This is a genomic window from Pseudomonas sp. GW456-12-1-14-TSB6, from assembly GCF_059424205.1.
Map to the genome: position 1 here is coordinate 1 of NZ_JBWKZE010000053.1, position 22,892 is coordinate 22,892.

The following is a 22,892-nucleotide window of genomic DNA, read 5'->3' on the forward strand; positions in this document are numbered from 1 at the left end:
CGCCCAAACCGGTGGAGAAACCCAAGCCGATCGAAAAACCGAAACCGGTCGAGAAACCCAAACCGGTGAAAAAGGCCGAGCCGCCGAAAGCGCCTCCCGCCCCTGCGCAACCGGCTGCGCCTGCCGCCCCGGCCACCCCGAGCGCGCCACCGGCACCTGCGGCGGCACCCGGCCCGGTGAAAGAGTCAGCGGCGATTTCCGGCCTCGCCAGCCTCGGCAACCCGCCGCCGGAATACCCGTCGCTGGCCCTGCGGCGCAACTGGGAAGGCAGCGTGGTGCTGCGGATTCAGGTGCTGGCCAACGGTCGCGCCGGCTCGGTGACGGTGACCAAATCCAGCGGCAAGCCGCAACTGGATGACGCGGCGGTCGCGGCGGTAAAGGCCTGGAAGTTCATCCCGGCCAAGCGCGGCGACACACCGATCGACGGCTTCGCCACCCAGACCATCGATTTCAAATTGCCGCAATGACGGCACGACAACCGAACTCACAACCGATTAACGCAAGCGAGGTGTAGCCATGAACGATTCTCTGTCTTCGATGATTGTCCCCGGCGTGCTCTGGGGACTGGTGCTGTTTTCCGTGGTCAGCTGGGCGATCCTGCTGGTCAAGTCGGCGCAATACTTGCGCCAGAAAACCCAGAACAAGCAGTTCAGCAAAGCCTTCTGGGGCGCGCCGGATCTGCTCACCGCCGCCGAACACGCCAGCCAGTATCCGGGCTCCCTGGCGCGGATCGCCAGCAGCGGTTTTGAAGCCTTGCTGGTGGAAGAATCCCCGCGCACCACCCAGCAACTGGCGCACACCATCAACCGTGCCGACCGCCTGGAACGCAACCTGCGCCAGCAGATCCAGAAGGAACGTCGCTCGCTGGAAAACGGCCAGGCGATCCTCGCCAGTATCGGCAGCACCGCGCCGTTCATTGGTCTGTTCGGAACCGTGTGGGGAATCATGGAAGCCCTGCAAAGCATCGGCGCCAGCGGTTCGGCCAGCCTGGAAACCGTGGCCGGGCCGATCGGCCACGCGCTGATCGCCACCGGTGTGGGGATTGCCGTCGCGGTACCGGCGGTACTGATTTACAACTTCTTCCTGCGGCGCCTGAAGCTGGCCTCGGCGGACATGGATGACTTCGCCCACGACTTCGACGCCCTCGCCTCGCGCAGCGCTTTCTCCATCAGCCGCCAGGCCATCGCCAAAACCACGGCCGCCGTGCGGGAGGCCAGCTGATGTCCTTTTCCACTCAAGACAGCGATGAAGTGCTCAGCGAAATGAACGTCACGCCGCTGGTGGACGTGATGCTCGTGCTGCTGGTGGTGTTCATCGTCACCGCACCGCTGATGACCAACGCGATCAAGGTCAACCTGCCAAAAACCGACGCCGTCGCTCCCGCCGAAAAGAAGGATCCGGTGGTGGTCAGCGTCGATCAGGACGGCAAGTTCTTCCTGGCCAAGACCGAGCTGGCGCCGGAATCACTGGAGGCCAGCCTCAAGGAGGTCAAGGCCAAGGATGCTGACGTGCGCGTGCAGCTGCAGGCCGACTCCGCCGTGAATTACGGCCAGGTCGCCAAAGCCATGGCGTCCATCGAGCGCTCGGGCATCACCAAGATATCGGTGATGACCACCCGCTGACGGCGGTGCCGGGCGCGCAGTGAGGGACGCGCCCGGCACCGCTCGTTGAATCCCGTCGCAATCGGCCGACCGAAAAAACGCAGCGCGTCTTCGGAGGGGATCGGCTTGCTTGAAGAAAGTGGTTTTCGCGGCGCGGCACCACCGTGCTCCGTGCAAAGAGGGCTCACAAGGCCATTTCGATAAACGTCTAACAAAGTCGGAAACAACCATGCTGATGAACACTCCACGCTTCACGCTCAAACCCTTGGTGGCGACGATTTCCCGCCACCGTTTCGTTCCGTTGTACCTGGTGGCCATGGGGATGGGCGCCGGGGTTCAGGCTGCCGAGGACGACAACAGCGTCCCGGCCGCTGCGGCGGTGGTCGCGCCGACCACGCAACTGCAACGGGTCGAAGTGACCGGTTCGGCGATCCGTCGGGTCGACGCGGAAACGGCGGTGCCGATCACCGTGCTCAAGGCCGATGAACTGCGCAAACAGGGCGTGACCACCACCGCCGAACTGGTGCAACGCATCACCGGCAGCCAGTCGATCAACAACAGCGCTGGCTCGGTTGGCGCGGCCACCGGCGGCGCCTCGTTCGCCGACATGCGCGGCATCGGCGCGAACAAGACGCTGGTGCTGCTCAACGGTCGCCGGCTGGCCAACAACGCCCTGTCGGGCACCAACTCGGCCGGTGGCGCGGTGGATCTGAACATGATCCCGTTTGCCGCGATCGAGCGCGTGGAAGTGCTGCGCGACGGCGCCTCGGCCCTGTACGGCACCGACGCCATCGGTGGCGTGATCAACTTCATCACCAAGAAATCCATGACCGACGGCCAGCTCACCCTCGGCGGCGAAACCCCGACCCACAGCGGCGGCGGTGCGACCAAGGACATGAGCGCCAGCTGGGGCTACGGCGACCTGGAGCAGGACCGCTTCAACGTGCTCGGCGTGTTCAACTACAACAAGCAGCAGAACCTCGACGCCAACGACCGCTCCTTCGCCCGTGACTACGTGCCTGGCCGAGGTCTGGACCAGACCTCCGGCACCGCGTTCCCCGGCAACTACAGCCAGAACGGCAATGCCACCAACCCACTGGCCAACAGCAATTGCAACGGCCCCAACCTGGTGGCCCGCGACGGCCTCTGCCGCTTCAGCACCCGGGAATTCATCGACCTGGTGCCGCAGACCGAGAAGACGTCGTTCTTCGGCAAGACCACCGGCAAACTGGCCGACGACCACAACGTCAACCTTGAATACTTCTGGTCGCGCAACAACAACGCCACCGCTGTCGGCCCGGCGCCATTGACCGGCCTGAGCCTGGATTCGTCCTCGCCCTACTATCCCGGCAACGGCATCACCCCGGCGCCCACCGGTTTCGCCCTCGACCCGACGCAACCGGTGGACGTGAACTGGCGCGAAACCGCCGCCGGCCCGCGTGAATCGAAAGACCAGAACACCAGCCAGCGCTTTTTGCTGAGCTTCGACGGTCTGGTGGGCGGCTGGGACTACAACGTCGGCGCCTCGTACAACCAGAACAAGATCGTCTCCAGCGTTACCAGCGGCTACGTCAGCGATCAGGCGATGATCGACGGTCTGGCCAGCGGCCTGCTCAACCCCTTCGGCCCGCAGACCAGCGCCGGCCAGCAGTACATCGATCAGGCGATGTACCACGGCGCCTACTCCACGGCGGTAGGGCGGGTCGCCGGTTTCGACGGGCGGATCAGCCGCGAAATCGGTGACTGGTTCGGTGCCGGTCCGTCCGGCCTGGCCCTGGGCGGCGAGTACCGCAAAGAGAAATTCCACCAAGACTACGAAGCCTTTGCCGGCGACATCCAGAGCCTGGGCATCGACCCGGCCGGCAGCGTCGAGGGCGACCGCAGCGTGAAAGCCGCCTACGCGGAAATCAACGTGCCGGTGCTCGACAGCCTGGAATTGTCCGCCGCCGTGCGTCACGACAAATACAGCGACTTCGGCAGCACTACCAACCCGAAATACTCGTTCCGTTATCAGCCGCTCAAGGAGCTGGTGGTGCGCGGCGCGTACAGTGAAGGCTTCCGCGCGCCGTCGCTCTATGAGCTGTATTCGCCGCGCAGCATCACCTACACCCAGGGCTACTACAACGACCCGGTACTGTGTACCGGCGGCGTGGTGCAACCGGGCGGCAACGGCGGGCGCGATTGCGGTCAGCAGTTCCTCAACCAGATCGGCGGCAACGAAGACCTGGCCCCGGAGAAGGCGCGCAACGTGACGCTGGGCTTTGTCTATCAGCCGGTCAGCAACCTGTCCGTGGGCCTGGATTTCTGGTGGATTCACATCTCCAACCAGATCCAGCCGTTCCCGGAATCCACGGTGTTCGATCAGGCCGGCAGCTACCCTGACCGCTTCGTGCGCAACGCCGACGGCACGCTCAACTACATCGTCACCGGCAACGCCAACCTGGGCATCGTTGAAACCAACGGCGTCGATGTGTCGCTGGACTATCGCTTCCCGAACACGCCGTACGGTCAGTTCGGTCTGGGCCTGCAAGGCACCTATGTCGACGAGTACGACTTCCAGAGCACCATCAAGGGCCCGTTCACCGACAAGGTCGGCGACTTCAGGGGCGACGGTGTGATTGCCCGCTGGAAACACAACCTGACCGGTTCCTGGACCTTCGGCGCGGCCCGTGCGGCACTGACCAACCGCTTCACCACCGGCTACAACGACTACGACCGCGAGACCAACGCGCGGGTCGCGTCGTATTCGGTGTGGGACCTGTCGGCCGGTTACACCTTCGACAAGGTGCTGGACGTCGATGCCGGGGTGAAGAACCTGTTCGACCGCGATCCGCCGTTCTCCAACCAGGCCTACAACTTCCAGAGCGGTTATGACCCGCGCTACACCGATCCGCTGGGCCGCACGCTGTTTGCGCGCATGACGTACCACTTCTGAGTCCCGGTCGGGGCCGCGCAAGACTCCGGCCGGCCCCTTCCCCTTGCGAATTCGCATCCCGCAGCGGCCTGCCGCCGCTTCGGGTTTTTCCCGCTCAGAGGAACGACTTCATGACATTCATGCGCAACATGGCCGGCCTGCTGCTCGGCAGCGCGCTGCTGTGCAACGCGGCAGCTGCGCTGGCCGGCGGCAGCTACGCGATGACGGTGTACGGCGAGGCGCCGAAATACCCCGCCGGTTTCCAGCACTTTGATTTCGTCAATCCCGACGCCCCGAAGGGCGGCTCGCTCAGCCGCGCTTCGATGGAGATCGGTCAGTACAACTACATCACCCCGTATGCCGATCAGGGCATTTCCGTGGTGCAGGTCAACGACTGGGTGTATTCGCCGCTGGCGTTCCGCTCGCTGGACGAGCCCTATACCGTCTACGGTCTGGTGGCGCAGACCATGGAGCGCGATCCCGGCGGTCTGTGGGTACGTTTCAACCTGAATCCCGAGGCGCGCTTTGCCGACGGCACGCCGATCACCGCCGAGGACGTGCGCTACACCTTCGAACTGTTGATGACCAAGGGCAGCCTGAGTTATCGCCAGCAATACGCCGACGTGCAGGACGTGCTGATCGAAGGCCCGCGGCAGATTCGCTTCACCTTCAAGAACAACCTCAACCGCACCCTGGCGCTGGATCTGGCGTCGCTGCGACCGGTGCCCGAGCACTGGTGGAAAACCCGCGACTTCGCCAACGGCGGCGGTTTCGAACCCCCGCTGGGCAGCGGCCCGTACCGGGTGAGCAAGGTCGATGCGGGACGTAGCATCAGTTTCCAGCGTGACCCGCAGTGGTGGGGCAAAGACCTGCCGGTCAGTCGCGGGATGTACAACTTCGACAGCCTGACCGTGAATTTCTACGGCGACACCGATGTCGCCCGACAATTGCTGCAGGCCGGCGCATTCGACTACAACCGCGAGTTTTCCTCGTCCGGCTACGTGGTCGGCTACGACAGCCCGGCCCTGCACGACGGTCGCCTGCAACAGGCAATTCTCGCCCCGGACAAACCGACCAGCGCCCAGGGTTTCGTGTTCAACCTGCAGAACCCGCTGTTCAAGGATCGCCGCGTGCGTCAGGCGCTGAGCCTGCTGTGGGATTTCGAGTGGACCAACAAGCAGATGATGCGCGGCTTCTACGTGCGCCAGAACAGCTACTGGCCGAAGAGTGAAATGGCCGCCACCGCCCTGCCCGACGCCGGGGAACTGGCGATCCTCGAACCGTTGCGCGGACAGATTCCGGACGAGGTTTTCAGCCGCGTCTATCAGGCGCCGAAAACCGATGGCAGCGGCTACATCCGCGACAAGCAGTTGCAGGCCCTGAAGCTGCTGGCCGAAGCCGGATGGACGCCGAAAAACAATCGGCTGGTGAACGCCGCCGGCGAGCCATTCGAATTCACCTTCCTCGACGGTCAGGGTGGCTTCGACCGCATGCTGCTGCCGTACAAACGCACCCTGGCGCAGATCGGCATCACCCTGAATCTGCGACGCATCGATTCGGCGCAGTACATCAACCGGCTCAACGCCCGGGACTACGACATGATCGTCACCAGTTTTCCGCGCAGCGGCGATCCGATCGTCTCGCCGGGCCGCGAGTTGTACAGCCTGTATGCCTCACAGAGCGCCACGCAGGTCGGCAGTTCCAATTCGATGGTACTGGCGGACCCGGCGGTGGACCGGCTGATCGACGGCCTGGTCCAGGCCAATACCCGCGACGCCATGGTCCGTTACGCCCGCGCCCTCGACCGGGTGCTGCAATGGGGGGACTACATGATTCCCAACTACTACTCCAAAGGCACGCCGACGGTGTTTCAGAACCGCTTCGGCAGGCCGCCGGTGCAGCCGATCTACAGCGAAGGCCTCGACACCTGGTGGGAGATCTCGGCCAAGCCGCTGACCAACCAGCAGATGAGTGCCCTGCACCAGCTCGCGGGGGGCCAGTGACATGTGGCGTTATCTGAGTCGACGTCTGTTGCTGATCATCCCGACGCTGCTGTGCATTCTGGTGGTCAACTTCGTCATCGTGCAGGCCGCGCCCGGCGGCCCGGTGGAACAGGCCATCGCCCGCCTGCAAGGCTTCGGCGGGCACAGCATGGGCGGCGCCAGCGAGGTCACCGCGATCGGCGGTGCCGGGCGCAGCAGCCGTGGCCTGGACCCGGCGCTGATCGAAGAGATCAAGCACCACTACGGCTTCGATAAACCGATGCACGAACGCCTGTGGCTGATGCTGAAAAACTACGCGCAACTGGACCTGGGCAGCAGTTTCTTTCGCGGTGCCAAGGTCACCGATCTGATCGTGCAGAAGCTGCCGGTGTCGCTGTCCCTCGGCCTGTGGGCGACCTTGATCACCTACCTGATCTCGATCCCGCTGGGCATTCGCAAGGCAATCAAAAACGGCAGCGCTTTCGATGTCTGGAGCAGCACGGCGATCATCGTCGGCTACGCGATGCCGGCGTTTCTGTTCGCGATTCTGTTGATCGTGGTGTTCGCCGGGGGCAGCTACGTCAACTGGTTTCCGGTACAGGGGCTGGTCTCGGACAATTTCGACAGCCTGAGTCTGTGGGGCAAGCTCGGCGACTACCTCTGGCACCTGGTGTTGCCGGTGACGGCGCTGGTGATCGGCGGTTTTGCGACGCTGACGATCCTGACCAAAAACAGCTTCCTCAACGAGATCAGCCGCCAGTACGTGATCACCGCGCGCGCCAAGGGCCTGACCGAAAGGCGCGTGCTCTACGGCCATGTGTTTCGCAACGCGATGCTGCTGGTGGTGGCCGGTGTGCCGTCGGCGTTGATCGAGGTGTTTTTCGCCGGCTCCCTGCTGATCGAAACCATCTTCAACCTCGACGGCCTCGGGCGCATGAGCTACGAAGCGGCGGTGTCACGGGACTACCCGGTGGTGTTCGGCACGCTGTTTCTGTTCACCCTGTTCGGCCTGTTGATCAAGCTGATCGGCGACCTCTGCTACACCCTGCTCGACCCGCGCATCGACTTCTCGGCGAGGACTGCCTGATGTTCACACTCTCCCCTCTGGGCCGGCGGCGCATCGCCCAATTCAAGGCCAACCGTCGCGGGCGCTGGTCGCTGTGGCTGTTCATCGGGCTGTGCCTGATCTGCCTCGGCGGCGAACTGATTGCCAACGACAAGCCGCTGGTGATCCGCTACCACCACGCCTTCTACTTCCCGATCCTCAGCGATTATCTGGAAACCGATTTCGGCGGCGAACTGCCGTTCCAGCCGGATTACGCCAGCAATTACGTGCACAAACTGATCGAGGATCAGGGCGGCTGGATGCTGTTCCCGCCGATCCCGTTCAGTTACGACACGGTCAATTACGACCTCACGGAACCGGCACCGAGCCCGCCGTCCTCGAGCAACTGGCTGGGCACCGACGATCAGGCCAGGGACGTATTGGCGCGGGTGATTTTCGGCACGCGGATTTCGATTCTGTTCGCGCTGATTCTCACGGCCGTCAGTGCGCTGATCGGCATCGTCGCCGGGGCGTTGCAGGGTTATTACGGCGGCTGGGTCGACTTGCTCGGGCAACGGGTGCTGGAAATCTGGTCGGGGCTGCCGGTGCTGTACCTGCTGATCATTTTGTCCGGGTTCGTCTCGCCGAGTTTCTGGTGGCTGCTGGGGATCATGGCGCTGTTTTCCTGGCTGGCACTCGTGGACGTGGTGCGCGCCGAGTTCCTGCGCGGGCGCAGCCTGGAATACGTCAAGGCCGCGCGGGCCCTGGGCCTGACGGACAGCGAGCTGATGCGCCGGCACATTCTGCCCAACGCCATGACCTCCACCCTGACCTACCTGCCGTTCATTCTGACCGGCGCCATCGCCACCCTCACCGCGCTGGATTTTCTCGGCTTCGGCATGCCCGCCGGCACCGCGTCGCTGGGGGAACTGATCGGCCAGGCCAAGCGCAATCTGCAAGCGCCGTGGCTGGGGCTGACGGCGTTTTTTGCCCTGGCGCTGATTCTGTCCCTGCTGGTGTTTATCGGCGAAGCCTGCCGTGACGCGTTCGATCCGCGATCCTGATCCCCGGAGCTGAAATGACCGATAACCTGATTGAAATCCGCGACCTGCGCGTCGCCTTCGCCGGGCACGAAGTGGTGCACGGCGTGAACCTCGATATCCGCCGTGGCGAGTGCCTGGCACTGGTCGGCGAGTCCGGCTCGGGCAAGTCGGTGACGGCGCACTCGATCCTGCGTTTGCTGCCAAGCAAGACCGTCAGCAGCACGGGCAGCATCCGCTACAACGGCGTGGACTTGCTGCACGCCAGCGAACAGCAGATGCGCAGCTTGCGCGGCAACCGCATCGCAATGATTTTCCAGGAGCCGATGACTTCGTTGAACCCGCTGCACACGGTGGAAAAACAGATCAGCGAAGTGCTGGAGATCCACAAGGGACTCAAGGGCCGTGCCGCGCGCCAGCGCACGCTGGAACTGCTGGAACTGGTCGGCATTCGCCAGCCGTTGCAGCGCCTGAAGGCCTATCCGCACCAGCTCTCCGGCGGCCAGCGGCAACGGGTGATGATCGCCATGGCGCTGGCCAACGAGCCGCAATTGCTGATCGCCGACGAACCGACCACGGCGCTGGACGTGACCGTGCAGCAGAAGATTCTCGAGTTGCTGATCGAGTTGCAGCAACGCCTCGGCATGTCGCTGCTGCTGATCAGTCACGACCTCAATCTGGTGCGACGCATCGCCCAGCGGGTTTGCGTGATGCGCCACGGGGAAATCGTCGAACAGGCCGATTGCGCAACGCTGTTCCGCACGCCGCAGCATCCTTACAGCCGCCTGCTGATCGAGGCGGAACCGTCGGGCGCGCCGGTGCCGAGTCGCTACGATCACAACCTGCTGGAGGTGGACGATCTGAAAGTCTGGTTCCCGCTGCCCAAAGCGTTGTTCAGCCGCACTCAGGAGTACATCAAGGCCGTGGACGGCGTGAGTTTCCGACTGCAACGGGGCAAGACCCTGGGGATTGTCGGCGAGTCCGGTTCGGGCAAGTCGACGTTGGGACAGGCGATTTTGCGACTGGTGGAATCCGAGGGCGATATCCGCTTCGGCAACAAGCATTTGAGCCTGCTCAATCAGCGCTTGATGCGCCCGTTGCGCCGGCAGATCCAGGTGGTGTTCCAGGACCCGTTCGGCAGCCTCAGCCCGCGAATGTCGGTACAGCAGATCATCGCCGAAGGCCTGCTGACCCACGGCATCGGCACGCCCGAAGAACGTGAGGCAGCGGTGATCCGCGTGCTGGAGGAAGTCGGCCTCGATCCGCAGAGCCGGCATCGCTACCCCCACGAATTCTCCGGCGGCCAGCGCCAACGCATTTCCATCGCCCGGGCGCTGGTGCTGGAACCGGCGCTGATTCTGCTCGACGAACCGACCTCGGCGCTGGATCGCACGGTGCAGAAACAGGTGGTGGAGTTGTTGCGGCAGTTGCAGATCCGCCATGGCTTGACGTACCTGTTCATCAGCCATGACCTGGCGGTGGTGCATGCGCTGGCGCACGACTTGATGGTGATCAAGGACGGCAAGGTGGTCGAACAGGGAGCGTCGCGCCAGATTTTTGCGGCGCCGCAGCATGCCTATACCCAGGAACTGCTGAAAGCCTCCGGCCTGGCATTGGCAAAAACCGGGAAAGAGCTGGTTACAACAATCTGACTTTCAGTGCTTTCAGATTTATTTTCCGGCCACTGCATCCAAATGCCTCCGTCACGGGTAGTCCCTGTAACAGCCCTCTTTCGGCTGTCAGCGGTTTACCCTTTTTCGGAGAAACACTGATGAACATCACTCAACTGATTGGCCTCACCGGTTTGCTCGCCGTCGCCTCTTCGAGCTTTGCCCAAAGCAGTTATCCCGACGCGATCAAAGTGCCGGACGGCCACAAGATCGCGATGGAAACCACCGGGGTCGGCGAGATCACCTACGAATGCCGGGACAAGGCCAATGCCGCCGGCCAGACCGAGTGGGTGTTCGTCGGCCCGAAAGCGGTGCTCAATGATCGCAGCGGCAAACAGGTCGGCACCTACTTCGGCCCACCCGCCACCTGGCAGGCCAAGGACGGTTCGAAAGTCACCGGCACGCAACTGGCCGTTGCGCCATCGAGCCCGGGCAACCTGCCCTATCAACTGGTCAAGACCAACCCCGCCGAGGGCAAAGGCGCCATGAGCGGCGTGAGCTATATCCAGCGCGTCGCGCTCAAGGGTGGCGTGGCGCCGGGCAGCGAATGCACGGCGGCGAACAAGGGCAAACAGGAAGTGGTGAAGTACCAGGCCGACTACATTTTCTGGGCGGCGAACTGAGCCTGACTGGACGTTTGGTCGATGCTTGCTAGATTGCAGGACATGCCATTACCCGAAACCGCGTTCGATTACGAAGCCCGCCTCGCCGCCTGTGCCCGCGGCGAGCGCGGGGCCCTGCGCGAATTGTATGTGCAGGAAAGCCCGCGGTTGCTCGGTGTGGCCCGGCGTCTGGTGCGTGACACGGCGCTGGCCGAAGACATCGTTCACGACGCATTCATCAAAATCTGGGCTGGCGCGGCGGGTTTCGATCCGGCGCGCGGTTCGGCCCGGGGCTGGATGTTCAGCGTGACCCGGCATCTGGCGCTGAATGTGCTGCGCAATCACGACCGGGAAACGCCGCTGAACGACAGCAACGAATTTCCGGCGATTGATGACGGGTTCGAGGCGCTGGCGCAATCGTCCCGCATCCACCGCTGCCTGCATCAACTGGAACCGCAACGCCGCCGCTGCATCCTTCACGCCTACGTCGACGGTTACAGCCACGCGCAGATCGCCCAACGCCTCGACACGCCGCTGGGCACCGTCAAAGCCTGGATCAAACGCAGCCTCAATGCGTTGCGGGAGTGCATGGGATGACCACCGAATCGGCGCAGGACCGCGATGAACTGGCCAGCGAATACGTGCTCGGCACCCTCTCGGCCGAAGCGCGCGCCGAAGTGCAACGACGCTTGCCCAACGAGCCCGAGCTGCAAGCGGCGGTGGATGCCTGGGAGCGGCGGCTGCTGGAGCTGACCGACCTCGCCCCGGCGCATCAGCCTTCGTTGCAGCTGTGGCAGCGCATCGAACGCAGTGTCGGGCAACTCACCCACAAGAGGGCGCCAGAGATTTCCTGGTGGAACCGTCTGTCGCTGTGGCGCGGTTTGAGCGCTGCCGGGCTGGCCGCGACCTTGTTGCTGGGTTCGATCCTGCTGACTCAAACCACACCGAAACCGAGCTATCTGGTGGTGCTGGTCGCCCCGCAGGACAAGGTGCCGGGCTGGGTGATCCAGGCCAGCAGTCCACGGGAGATTCAGTTGATTCCGCTGGGCGTGGTCGAGGTGCCGGCCGACAAGGCGCTGGAGTTCTGGACCAAGGCCGACGGCTGGCAGGGTCCGGTGTCGCTGGGGCTGGTCAAACCGGGCCAGGCGCTGTCGATCCCGCTGGACAAGCTGCCGCCGCTGCAACCGAATCAGTTGTTCGAGCTGACGCTGGAGGGCGCCAACGGTTCGCCGATCGGCAAACCCACCGGGCCGATCCAGGCAATTGGCCGCGCAGTGAAGGTGCTTTGACAAACCATCATCGGCGTCGATGTTCACCATCACGTCAATGAAGTTCTCTTAAAAAATCCCGGGCGTAACATCCGCTCCATACCAAACAAACAACACCCCCGGAGCAAAAATCATGAAACGCCAAGTCATCCTCAGCATTGCCCTTTCGGTTCTGGCCTTCAACGCATTTGCCGCCAAACCGGCCCACACCATGATCGCCGAAGGCGGCTCGGATCGTCTGATCGAACGCCGCGTTGCCGAAGGTGGCTCGGATCGTCTGATCGAACGCCGCGTTGCCGAAGGTGGCTCGGATCGTCTGATTGAACGCCGCGTCGCTGAAGGTGGTTCGGATCGTCTGATTGAACGTCGCGTCGCTGAAGGTGGTTCGGATCGTCTGATCGAACGCCGCGTTGCTGAAGGTGGTTCGGATCGTCTGATTGAACGTCGCGTTGCCTGAATGAATGGCTTGACCGCAACAACCCAGAAAAAACCCGGCTCCCGTCAGCCGGGTTTTTTTATTCCCTTTTGATCGTCCTCAGCCCTTGGCCATGCAGCGCCGATAGCGCTCGTCGACCCGTTTGGCAAACCACGCCGTGGTCAGTTTGCGGGTGATCTTCGGGCTCTGCAGCACGATGCCCGGCAGCACCGCACGGGGCAGTGACTTGCCTTCCGCACGCTCCGCCAGCTCAAAGACCCGTTGATACAGTTTGGTCTCCTCGAAGGCCAGGCTATCGCCCTTCTCCAGTTGATCGCGGATCACCGGATTGCGCATGCCCAGGGATTTGCCGAGGGTGCGCACTGCCAGTTCAGTGCTGCCCGGCATGATCGCGCCCGGGCGGATCAGGTCGCCATCCAGCGCCAGGGGAATGCCCGACGCCCGGCTGACCGCGTTCTGAAACGCCGCATTGCGACTGGCGTACCAGCCGGCGTTGAAGTCGGCGAAGCGGTACAGCGGTTCGCGATAACTCACCGGATAACCGAGCAAATGGGCGATGCCGAAATACATCCCGCCGCGACGGCTGAACACCTCGCGACGAATGGTGCCGTCCACCGGGTACGGGTAGTCCTTGGCGTGCTGCTCGGCGAATTCGATGCTGACCTGCATCGGCCCGCCGGTGTGCACCGGGTTGAAACCGCTGAACAGCGTACGGCCCATCGGCACCGAGCCGATGAAGTCGTCGAAAATCGCGCTCAATTCCTTTTCGCTGCGGGCGGCGCTCAGGCGTTCGCTGTAGGTCTTGCCGTTCGGCGAGCGCACCTGCAAGGCACCGCTGACCAACAGGCTCGGGATGTGCACCTTGGCGGCGCGGCGGTCGATTTCGTCACGGGCGATCTTGCCCAGGCCGGGCACCGGCGGATCGACCTGGAAAGTGGATTCCTGCTCGGTGACGGCCAGCACCGAACACAGATTCTGCGTAGTCGGGCTGATGCCCTGGGCGGCGAAAGCAGCGTAGATGTCGGTTGCCCAGCCCTGACGGTCGACGGTTTTTGCCGGCAGCAGGCGCACAATCTGCGCCTTGACCTCGGCGGGCGGGCGCGGCGCCGGTTCTTCGCTGCGTTGACCGGCGCAACCGGCCAGCACCAGCAGCGCGGCGAGGCTGACGAATAATCGAGGGGTGTGCATACGCTTCATCCAGTCCGTTGAGCCGGGTTAACCCTACGCTCAATCGCAGGGTGCAGGATAGGACTGCGGGCCGGCGGCGCTGTTCCATCGTCCCGTCTGGCAGGCCGACTGGCCGCCCTCGCCGTCTGATCCATACTTGCTGCTGCAGTGGCAAGTCTCGGATCAGGACACGCGAGGAGGACAGACCATGAACCGCAGTGATGTTCTGATCATCGGCGCGGGCCCCACCGGGCTGGTGCTGGCCCTGTGGCTGAGCAAACTGGGCGTGCGCGTACGCATCATCGACAAGACCTCCGCCCCCGGCACCACCTCGCGGGCGCTGGCGGTGCAGGCGCGCACCCTTGAGCTGTACCGGCAACTGGATCTGGCCGATACGGTGGTGCGCAACGGTCATCGGGTGGCCGCGGCGAATTTCTGGGTCAAGGGCAAACCCGTGGCGCAGCTGCCGCTGAACCGGATCGGCGAAGGCCTGACGCCCTATGCCTTTCTGGAAATGTACCCGCAGGACGAACACGAGCGGCTGTTGATCGACCGCCTCGAAGACTACGACGTGACCGTCGAGCGCAACACGACGCTGGAAAGCTTCACGGAAAACGGTGACGGCCTCACCGCACATTTGCGCCTGCCGGATGGCGAGCAGGAAATCTGCCAGGCCTGCTATCTGGCCGGGTGTGATGGCGCCCGTTCGGTCGTGCGCAAAACCCTCGACACCGGTTTTCCCGGCGGCACCTATCAGCAGATTTTCTATGTCGCCGATGTGCGGGCCAGCGGTCCGGCGCTCAATGGCGAGTTGCATCTGGATCTGGATGAAGCGGATTTTCTGGCGGTGTTCCCGCTGGCCGGCGAAGGCCGCGCGCGGTTGATTGGCACCGTGCGCGACGAGCGTGCGGAGCGTGCCGAAACCCTGGAATTTTCCGATGTCAGCAATCGCGCCATCGAACACCTGAACGTGCACATCGAGGACGTCAACTGGTTCTCCACCTACCGCGTGCATCACCGGGTGGCGGATCACTTTCGCAAGGGCCGGGCGTTTCTGCTCGGCGACGCGGCGCATGTGCACAGCCCGGCTGGCGGTCAGGGCATGAACACCGGCATCGGCGATGCGATCAACCTGGCGTGGAAACTCGCGGCAGTGCTCGGCGGCGCGGCCACGCCCGGGCTGCTCGACAGCTACGAAACCGAACGCATCGCCTTCGCCCGGCGACTGGTGTCGACCACCGACAAGGTCTTCAGCTTCGTCACCGCCGAAGGCCGCATGGCCGACCTGTTGCGCACACGGCTGGCGCCGTTCCTGATTCCGAAAATGGCCTCATTCGAGACCAGCCGCGAATTGCTGTTTCGCACGGTGTCGCAGATCACCCTCAACTATCGGGGCATGGCGTTGAGCGAAGGCGTGGCCGGGCACGTCCACGGCGGTGACCGCTTGCCGTGGGCCCATGATGGCGAGGGGGACAACTACGAGCCGTTGCGCCAGCCGTGCTGGCAGGTGCATGTGTACGGCGACACCAGCGACGAGATGATCGCCTGGTGCAATGAACATCACTTGCCGCTGCACGTGTTCGACTGGCGTCCGGCGTTTGAAACGGCGGGCCTGGGGCGCAACGGCTTTTACCTGCTGCGCCCCGATACCTACGTGGCGATTGCCGACAACAGCGCGGATCCGAAGGTGATCGAGCGGTACTTCCGTGATCACGGGATCCGGCCGTTTTTCAATTGCCCCTGACGGATCAGATCCCGGCCAGGGCCAGGTCCATCGCAAAGTAGGTGAAGATCAGATCCGCACCCGCGCGCTTGATCGCGCCGAGGCTTTCGCGCACCACGCGATCTTCGTCGATGGCCCCGGCCTGGGCGCCGAACTTGATCATCGCGTACTCGCCGCTGACCTGATACGCCGCCAGCGGCAGGTTCGAGGCTTCGCGGATGTCGCGGATGATGTCCAGGTACGCGCCGGCCGGTTTGACCATCAGTGCGTCGGCGCCTTCCTGCTCGTCGAGCAACGATTCGCGCAGGGCTTCGCGGCGGTTCATCGGGTTCATCTGATAGCTTTTGCGATCGCCCTTCAGCGCGCTGCCGCCGGCCTCGCGGAACGGGCCGTAGAGCGCCGAGGCGAATTTGGTCGAGTAGGCCATGATCGGAATCTGCGTGAAGCCGGCATCGTCCAGCGCCCGGCGAATCGCCCGCACCTGGCCGTCCATCGCTGCCGATGGCGCGATCACGTCGGCACCGGCACGCGCCGCCGCCACCGCTTGTTTGCCGAGGTTGATCAGGGTCTGGTCGTTGTCGACTTCATGGTTGTGCATCACGCCGCAGTGGCCGTGGTCGGTGTACTCGCAGAAGCAGGTGTCGGACATCACGATCATGTCCGGCACGGCGTCCTTGGCGATCCGCGACATGCGCGACACCAGCCCGTTTTCGCGCCAGGTGTCGCTGCCGTTGGCATCCAGATGATGGGACACACCGAAGGTCATCACCGACTTGATCCCGGCCCGGGCGTAACGCTCGATTTCGCCGGCCAGTTTGCGCTCGGGAATACGCATCACGCCGGGCATGCTCTTGATCGGCACAAAATCGTCGATCTCTTCTTCGACGAAGATCGGCAGCACCAGATCGTTGAGGGAAAACTCGGTTTCCTGGAACAGGCTGCGCAGGCTCGCATTGCGGCGCAGACGGCGTGGACGTGCTTCGGGGAACTGACTGGACATGGGGCCTTTCCTGAAAACAGCGGATGAGACGAAAGTCGTAGGGGGCGAAGCTTATGCCTTGCGGGGATCGGGGTACAAACCTGGATCAATCAACAGTGCGTTACCGGGCGCGCAATAATCGGCGCGCCCGATTCCCGCAGGGTCAGGAAGGGATGGTCAGGCCGCGCACCACCGCCGGCCGCGCCAGGAAGCGCTCCAGCACCCGGGTGACGTTCGGGAAGTTGTTGATGCCGACCAGATCGCCCGCCTCGTAGAAGCCGATCAGGTTGCGCACCCACGGGAACGTGGCGATGTCGGCGATGGTGTAGCGCTCGCCCATGATCCAGTCGCGCCCTTCCAGGCGGGTGTTGAGGACGCTGAGCAGGCGGCGGCTTTCTTCGACGTAGCGGTCACGGGGACGCTTGTCTTCGTAGTCCTTGCCGGCGAATTTGTTGAAGAAACCGAGCTGGCCGAACATCGGGCCGATACCGCCCATCTGGAACATCAGCCACTGAATGGTTTCGTAGCGCAGCGCGCCTTCCTGGGCCAGCAACTGGCCGCTCTTGTCGGCGAGGTAGATCAGGATCGCGCCGGATTCGAACAACGGCAGCGGTTTGTCCTCGGGGCCGTGAGGGTCGAGGATCGCCGGGATCTTGTTGTTCGGGTTCAGCGAGAGGAATTCCGGAGACATCTGGTCATTGGTGTCGAAGCCCACGCGATGCGGCTCGTATGGCAGGCCGATCTCTTCGAGCATGATCGAGACCTTGACGCCGTTGGGGGTCGGCAGGGAATAGAGCTGAATCCAGTCAGGGTACTGCGCCGGCCATTTCTGGGTGATCGGGAACGCGGACAGATCAGTCATGTGTAGCATCCAGTCACAAAATGAAAGGCCTGAGCATAATCCACGATCAGCGCTCTGGCTCGGGTTCTTTACACGCCTGACCCGCAGGCTTACTTAAATCCGCAACATCCTGTGGTTAACCTTCCCTCCAACCGCACAGCCTCAACGGTAAAGTGCGGCGCACTCAAGCGGATCGAACCAAACGGGCCTCAGGGGGCTCCAAGCAAGCCAGTGATGACAGGGAAAACAGCCGGCGCGCATGCACCGGTGCAGAGGTTTGTCAGCCTTAACCGAACAGACTGAAGAACCCTTATCTCATGACGAACTTGATGAAAGTCGCCAACCGCTTCAAACATCGCGCCTATGTGGCCCTGCCCACCCTGCTGGCAGTCAGCGCGCTGTTCCTGTCGCTGGAATCCAGCGAAAGCCGTGCGCAACCGGTGGACGGCACCCAGACCCTGGTGTTCCTGCGCCATGCGGAGAAACCGGCCGGTGGTCTCGGCCAGCTCAACTGCCAGGGCCTGAACCGGGCCATCGACCTGTCGACCCTGCTGCCGGAAAAATTCGGCAAGGCCGACTACGTGTTCGCCGCCAATCCGACGCGCAATGTCGAGGAAGGCGAGCTGGACAACTCCTACAGCTATATCCGCCCGTTGATGACCATCAGCCCCGCCGCGATCAAGCTCGGCCTGCCGGTGAACATCGAGTTCTCGGCCAACGACACCAGTGACCTGGCCCGGGAGCTGATCGACGACAAGTACCACAACTCGACCATCTACACCGCGTGGTCCCATGGCTACCTGCCGGAGCTGATCAACAAGGTGGCGGACAAGGCGGTCGGCGGGAAGCAGAAGATCACCGAGGATTGGGAATCCAGCGATTACGACTCGCTGTATGTGCTGACCCTGACCTGGCACAACGGCAAGGCCAGCCTGCAGAGCCACAGCTACAAACAGGGACTGGATAACGGCCAGGAAAGCTGTCCGACCTGAGTTTGTCCGGGGCCCGCTCGGGTCCCGTCAGGCCTTGGGTTTGACCCGCTCACACAGGTACTCGATAACGGCCTGCCGCTCCCCGGCAAACTCGATCCGCCCGCCCTTCTTCTCGCGCTGGAACACATACATCGGGTCGTAATACTCGCGCAGCAAACCCTCGATCCACGCGCGATGCAACTCCACCGCCCCGCTGCGGCCCTGCTCCGCCAGCGCCTCCTCCATCAACACCCGCATCCGTCGATGCCGCTCGCCGCCCAAGCGCTTGTGCACGTTGTCGAGGCTTTCCAGCAAGCGCTCGCAAAACCGACCGAAACCTTCCTCCCCATGCACGGCCTGAAACTCGGCAGACAAATCCACCACGTAATCGCGCAGGATCCGCTCGACGCGCTGCTCGAAACGATCTTCGAGCCAGACCATCGGGTACTGCTGCATGCCCTGATACAACGGCAAGGGCAGCGCGCAGCTCCCCACAACCCGGCTCTCATCCTCCAGCACAAACTGATCGATGCCGGCCGCACGCTTTTTCAGGAAGTCGATGGCCAGCCGGTTCTCGAAATCGATGTTCGACGGCTGACCGGTGGCGCGCTTGCCGAAACTCGAGCCCCGGTGATTGGCATGGCCTTCCAGATCCACACTGTTGCGCAGTTGCACCAGCACTTCGGTCTTGCCGGTGCCGGTCATGCCGCCCAGCAGCACGAAATCACACTCGTCCATAGCCGATTCGAGGGTGTCGATCAGAAAACCTCGCAGCGCCTTGTAGCCACCGCCGATACGCGGGTAGTCGATGCCGGCTTCCGACTTCAGCCACTGCTGGACGATTTGCGAACGCAGGCCGCCACGAAAGCAATACAGATAACCCTCGGGATGCGTCCGGGCAAACTCCGCCCAGGCCTGGAGACGCTCGGCCTTCACCGCGCCGGAGACCAGTTGATGGCCCAGTTCGATGGCGGCCTGCTGACCGTGATGTTTGTAGCAAGTGCCGACCCGCTGCCGCTCGATGTCGTTCATCAGCGGCAGATTGACCGCCCCGGGAAACGCGCCCTTGTGAAACTCGACCGGCGCACGGGCGTCCATCAGCGGCCGATCGTTGAGGAAGATGTCGCGGTAGTCGGTGAAGTCGGCGGTCATCAATTCACCTCGACCGCGTGGCTCTGTCGCGCGATCAATTCACCGACCGGCTCAAGCACGAGGCCGAGTTCGGCAGCGACGGCGAGAAATTCGGCATTGCCTTCGGGGGTCACGGCCACCAGCAGCCCGCCGCTGGTCTGCGGGTCGCACAGAACCCGTTTGTGCAATTCCTGCACTCGCCCGACGCGGCTCGAATAACTGTCGAAGTTGCGCAAGGTGCCGCCGGGCACGCAGCCCTGTTCGAGGTAGTACTCAATGCTCGAAAGCCGCGGCACCCGGTCATAAAAAACCCGCGCCGTCAGGTGACTGCCGTCGGCCATTTCCACCAGATGCCCGAGCAGGCCAAACCCGGTGACGTCGGTCATGGCGGTGACCCCGGCCAGTTTGCCGAAACGGCTGCCGGGCTTGTTCAGCGTACACATCCAGTCCCGGGCCACGCCGATGTCGTCGGGGCGCAGCTTGCCCTTCTTCTCGGCGGTGGTGAGGATGCCGATGCCCAACGGTTTGGTCAGGTACAGCAGGCAACCGGCGGTGGCCGTGTCGTTTCGTTTCATGAAGCGCTTTTCCACCAGTCCCGTGACGGCCAGACCGAAGATCGGCTCCGGCGCATCGATCGAATGCCCGCCGGCCAGCGGAATCCCCGCCGCATCGCACACCGCGCGCCCGCCACGAATCACCTCCCGAGCGACTTCCGGCGCCAGCACGTTGACCGGCCAGCCGAGAATCGCAATCGCCATCAACGGATCGCCGCCCATGGCGTAGATGTCGCTGATGGCATTGGTGGCGGCGATGCGGCCGAAGTCGAACGGGTCGTCGACGATCGGCATGAAGAAATCCGTGGTCGAGACCACCCCGCGCTCGGCATCGATTTCATACACCGCCGCATCATCGCGCGACGCGTTGCCGACCCACAGTTTCGGATCAAGGTTCTGCGCCCCGCTGCCGGCCAGAATCACCTCCAGCACCTTGGGCGAAATCTTGCAGCCACAACCCGCGCCGTGGCTGTATTGGGTCAGACGGATGGGCTCGGTCATGGGGGCAATCTCCGGGAGGCAGTGGGGCAAATACTAGCAGAGGGGATGGGAAGCACGTTTCTGCCGCTCAATGCAATCGACCACCCTGCGTCCCTACTGCCCCCGGGACTAGCGTTGCACCTCGGCAAAGATCTCGGTGATCGGTCGATGCGGCTGGCGTTTTTGCAGTTGGCGTACTTGCTCACTGAGTCGCAGCAGCTCTTCACTCGGTTTGGCCCATTGATCCTCCGGCAGCGGTTCCGACCATTGGCGCATGGCTTCGGGCAGTGCCTGTTTGCCGATCCGTTCGAGACGGCGCACTTCCCATTCGACGAGGTGGTTGGGAATCGTCCACAAGGTCATGACGTGATAGAGGTACCAGAAGAAACCCGACAGCCGAGTACGTGAACCGTCGCGGATCTGCTGGTGCATGCGTGCGCGGGCGTTGCGGAAGGTGTGCAGGCCTTCGTGGGGCGGGTCATCGGGGCCTTGCAAGTCTTGAAGGTCTTGAATCGATTTGAGGTCGTGGATTTCGTATTCCATGTAGCCGCGAATGGCTTCCCAATGGCTGATGGCGAGGGGCAGGCCGGCGCATTGGAATTCGAGGCTGGTGAGGGTTTCGCCGTGGTAGAAGCCGATTCCCATGCCGTACTGGCGGTGGATGCCGTATTGGGTGGCGCCCTGGGCTTCGATGATCCACGCCGAAAGGGATTCCCAGGGGACGAAGACCGGTTCGGTGGCGCCTTCGGGCATGAAGCAGACTTCGCGGCGTTGGCGGTTGAAGCGGGTTGGGATGATTGAGGCGCGTTTTTTGTGGTTGTGGTGCCAGACGCCGAGGGTGATGAGCAGCATTAGAAAACAGGTTTCAATGGCAAGTCCTCTTGTCTCTTGAAAAATTCCTTCTATGTAACTCCAGATTTCGTCCCAACTATCTCCAAACATCAGCCCGAGAAAGCCGCCGACCAATGGAAAGAGAAAAGCGACTGAGAAAGACACGCTGAATGGCCCGCCCAAAGTCATTTGCCACATAAAAACCTCTGGCTTCCCCAACCCAAAATCCATGCAAACATCATTCAGCTCACCAATATGTGGACCATAAGGTGGAGTCAGTGTTGGTAAGGGTATTGGGGACAGATAGGTGACCTTACCACTCGGAAACGGCTCGACATCCCCTGCTTTTCGAGGTGTCTCGACTTGCGGGATAACTCCCGGCTCTACTGGATTATTCAGCATGATCGGCCTGCTCTAAAAACTGGGTTTCGACACGCAAAACCGGTGGCTTCTCTTTCACCAGTTGCGGAGCAATCACTACAAAGTGCCCCTCCCCCCGTGGATCGATATGAATGACACGAGTGCGCGATGTCCATTCACCTTTGTCGTTCAGGTTTTGAATACAGACGGCCAATTCCAGTGTTTCTTTGGCTGGGGTGAATTCGGAATCGGGATCTACCGGGTACTGGAGGCATAGCACCAAGCCTTCCGCTGATGATTTGACGATGCGCAGGCTGCGGAGGATCTCTTCGCTGACCACATCCTTGCGCTCCCGTGGGGTTCCACGACTGTGAAGCAGCATCGAAATACGGTGGGCGCCGATGCCCAATAGGTGAGTAGCTTTTCCGCCGAGAGGCGGCAATAGATCACCCAAAGTCAGTCTGGGTAACACGAGGTGGATATCGCTGGGTCTGGCTTTGAACAGCAGGTTTTTCAGCCAGGAGTCATAAGGATTGGGTCCCAGTTGCGCGTAAGGCGCATGGATCAGAAAGGCCAGATAACTCTGATAGTCCTCCAGCGAGTGGTCACCGCGCATGTCGGTATCCCTCCCCCAGGGCGTGATTTTCAGCCATTTGTCATGGGCACTGAGGTTGTAACGGTTAAACAACCAGCTCCCGCTCAGTTCGAGCACGGTGAATAGAGCCCCCGCAAGATTGAAGCGGAAGAACACCGTCGAGAGACGTGTACCGGCGGCCGCCCACGCTGCGATCCGTGCGCTACGGTCTGATGCGGTGAAGACGGAATAGCCCGCATGCAATGTGTTGCCTAAACCATAAGCATTGACGGCAGTCATTCCTCCAGCACCTAGTGTGGCCAATTCGGCAGCACCTTGCGCCGAATGATTGCCACTGCGAACGGCCTGTTGCCAATTTTCGTGTTGTTTTTTAAGGCTGATTGCCGAGGACAATAGGCCAAGCCCGTAAGTGGCCATGCCCAATCCAACATGCACCTTCCCCATCTGCACATGCACGTTCAACAAGGCATGTCGCTGAAGCCCTGCAATCAATTCAGCACTCCGAGCCTTCATCGCCGTATCCGCAAGACTCTGCGCCGCAGTAAACCCGGCTGCTCCAGTAGCTGCAACCGCTTCAGCAAAAGGTTTCCATACCCTCTCATTACGAGCCTGCTTACGTACTTCCCGGAATACCCCCACCAAATTCACCACCTGCACCAAAACCACCACCAACCCCATCCCTTCCGTCTTCACCAAACTCCC

General features: G+C 62.6%; 20 protein-coding genes and 1 pseudogene. 14 read left to right on the plus strand and 7 right to left on the minus strand.

The features are described 5' to 3' along the window. From AC07Y2_RS28120 to AC07Y2_RS28175, 12 genes are all read left to right on the plus strand, one after another. Window positions 1-467 (plus strand): energy transducer TonB (locus tag AC07Y2_RS28120; protein WP_146040502.1); only part of this gene is annotated, 467 nt, incomplete at its 5' end. A 49-nt stretch (window positions 468-516) separates the two neighbouring features. Then, window positions 517-1,221 (plus strand): MotA/TolQ/ExbB proton channel family protein, encoded by a 705-nt coding sequence (locus tag AC07Y2_RS28125; protein WP_039770206.1) that lies wholly within the window; start codon window positions 517-519, stop codon window positions 1,219-1,221. After that, complete coding sequence (locus AC07Y2_RS28130; RefSeq protein WP_011335072.1) at window positions 1,221-1,622, plus strand: ExbD/TolR family protein; 402 nt, start codon at window positions 1,221-1,223, stop codon at window positions 1,620-1,622. The genes AC07Y2_RS28125 and AC07Y2_RS28130 overlap by 1 nt, the downstream gene beginning before the upstream one ends. Window positions 1,623-1,830: 208 nt before the next feature. Then, window positions 1,831-4,536: a TonB-dependent receptor gene (locus AC07Y2_RS28135; RefSeq protein ID WP_074689097.1), complete on the plus strand. Its 2,706-nt coding sequence runs from the start codon at window positions 1,831-1,833 to the stop codon at window positions 4,534-4,536. A 110-nt stretch (window positions 4,537-4,646) separates the two neighbouring features. Beyond that, window positions 4,647-6,518 carry an extracellular solute-binding protein gene (locus AC07Y2_RS28140; protein ID WP_103387396.1) on the plus strand — a complete coding sequence of 624 codons (1,872 nt, stop codon included), beginning with the start codon at window positions 4,647-4,649 and terminating at the stop codon, window positions 6,516-6,518. A gap of 1 nt (window position 6,519) precedes the next feature. Further along, window positions 6,520-7,584 carry a microcin C ABC transporter permease YejB gene (locus tag AC07Y2_RS28145; protein ID WP_085667485.1) on the plus strand — a complete coding sequence of 355 codons (1,065 nt, stop codon included), beginning with the start codon at window positions 6,520-6,522 and terminating at the stop codon, window positions 7,582-7,584. Continuing rightward, on the plus strand, window positions 7,584-8,606 hold the full coding sequence (locus tag AC07Y2_RS28150) for an ABC transporter permease (RefSeq protein ID WP_085648212.1): 1,023 nt from the start codon (window positions 7,584-7,586) through the stop codon (window positions 8,604-8,606). The genes AC07Y2_RS28145 and AC07Y2_RS28150 overlap by 1 nt, the downstream gene beginning before the upstream one ends. Before the next feature lie 14 nt (window positions 8,607-8,620). Next, window positions 8,621-10,234 carry an ABC transporter ATP-binding protein gene (locus AC07Y2_RS28155; protein WP_103387397.1) on the plus strand — a complete coding sequence of 538 codons (1,614 nt, stop codon included), beginning with the start codon at window positions 8,621-8,623 and terminating at the stop codon, window positions 10,232-10,234. Window positions 10,235-10,353: 119 nt separating this feature from the next. Further along, a complete protein-coding gene (locus AC07Y2_RS28160; protein ID WP_103387398.1) occupies window positions 10,354-10,875 on the plus strand; it encodes a DUF3455 domain-containing protein in 522 nt (173 codons plus the stop codon). Window positions 10,876-10,917: 42 nt separating this feature from the next. Further along, window positions 10,918-11,451, plus strand: coding sequence for a sigma-70 family RNA polymerase sigma factor (locus AC07Y2_RS28165; protein WP_178082891.1), 534 nt, complete (start codon window positions 10,918-10,920; stop codon window positions 11,449-11,451). Next, entirely contained in the window at window positions 11,448-12,143 is a 696-nt protein-coding gene (locus AC07Y2_RS28170; protein WP_103387400.1) for an anti-sigma factor, read from the plus strand. The genes AC07Y2_RS28165 and AC07Y2_RS28170 overlap by 4 nt, the downstream gene beginning before the upstream one ends. A gap of 112 nt (window positions 12,144-12,255) precedes the next feature. After that, a complete protein-coding gene (locus AC07Y2_RS28175; RefSeq protein ID WP_064597933.1) occupies window positions 12,256-12,579 on the plus strand; it encodes a hypothetical protein in 324 nt (107 codons plus the stop codon). A 78-nt stretch (window positions 12,580-12,657) separates the two neighbouring features. Here AC07Y2_RS28175 and AC07Y2_RS28180 read toward each other — a convergent pair whose 3' ends face one another. After that, window positions 12,658-13,746, minus strand: coding sequence for a DUF1615 domain-containing protein (locus AC07Y2_RS28180; protein ID WP_103387401.1), 1,089 nt, complete (start codon window positions 13,744-13,746; stop codon window positions 12,658-12,660). A 187-nt stretch (window positions 13,747-13,933) separates the two neighbouring features. On the opposite strand from AC07Y2_RS28180, the gene AC07Y2_RS28185 reads away from it, so the two are divergent. Continuing rightward, window positions 13,934-15,469, plus strand: a complete 1,536-nt coding sequence (locus tag AC07Y2_RS28185; RefSeq protein WP_103387402.1) for an FAD-dependent oxidoreductase — start codon at window positions 13,934-13,936, stop codon at window positions 15,467-15,469. Between the two features lie 4 nt (window positions 15,470-15,473). Here the strand turns inward: AC07Y2_RS28185 and hemB are convergent, their stop codons facing one another. Together hemB and AC07Y2_RS28195 are read right to left on the minus strand one after the other, a co-directional pair. Then, window positions 15,474-16,448 (minus strand): porphobilinogen synthase, encoded by a 975-nt coding sequence (gene hemB, locus AC07Y2_RS28190; RefSeq protein ID WP_064380881.1) that lies wholly within the window; start codon window positions 16,446-16,448, stop codon window positions 15,474-15,476. A gap of 142 nt (window positions 16,449-16,590) precedes the next feature. Then, window positions 16,591-17,289, minus strand: coding sequence for a glutathione S-transferase family protein (locus AC07Y2_RS28195; protein WP_039770231.1), 699 nt, complete (start codon window positions 17,287-17,289; stop codon window positions 16,591-16,593). A 296-nt stretch (window positions 17,290-17,585) separates the two neighbouring features. On the opposite strand from AC07Y2_RS28195, the gene AC07Y2_RS28200 reads away from it, so the two are divergent. After that, window positions 17,586-18,260 (plus strand): hypothetical protein, encoded by a 675-nt coding sequence (locus AC07Y2_RS28200; RefSeq protein WP_039770232.1) that lies wholly within the window; start codon window positions 17,586-17,588, stop codon window positions 18,258-18,260. Between the two features lie 27 nt (window positions 18,261-18,287). Here AC07Y2_RS28200 and mnmH read toward each other — a convergent pair whose 3' ends face one another. From mnmH to AC07Y2_RS28220, 4 genes and pseudogenes are all read right to left on the minus strand, one after another. Next, window positions 18,288-19,391, minus strand: a complete 1,104-nt coding sequence (gene mnmH, locus AC07Y2_RS28205) for a tRNA 2-selenouridine(34) synthase MnmH (protein WP_103387403.1) — start codon at window positions 19,389-19,391, stop codon at window positions 18,288-18,290. Continuing rightward, on the minus strand, window positions 19,391-20,425 hold the full coding sequence (selD, locus tag AC07Y2_RS28210) for a selenide, water dikinase SelD (protein WP_103387404.1): 1,035 nt from the start codon (window positions 20,423-20,425) through the stop codon (window positions 19,391-19,393). Before selD ends, mnmH begins: the two co-directional genes overlap by 1 nt. Before the next feature lie 108 nt (window positions 20,426-20,533). Then, window positions 20,534-21,256: a hypothetical protein gene (locus tag AC07Y2_RS28215; protein ID WP_256587101.1), complete on the minus strand. Its 723-nt coding sequence runs from the start codon at window positions 21,254-21,256 to the stop codon at window positions 20,534-20,536. A 370-nt stretch (window positions 21,257-21,626) separates the two neighbouring features. Then, a pseudogene (locus AC07Y2_RS28220) lies at window positions 21,627-22,892 on the minus strand (toxin VasX); the annotation flags it as partial.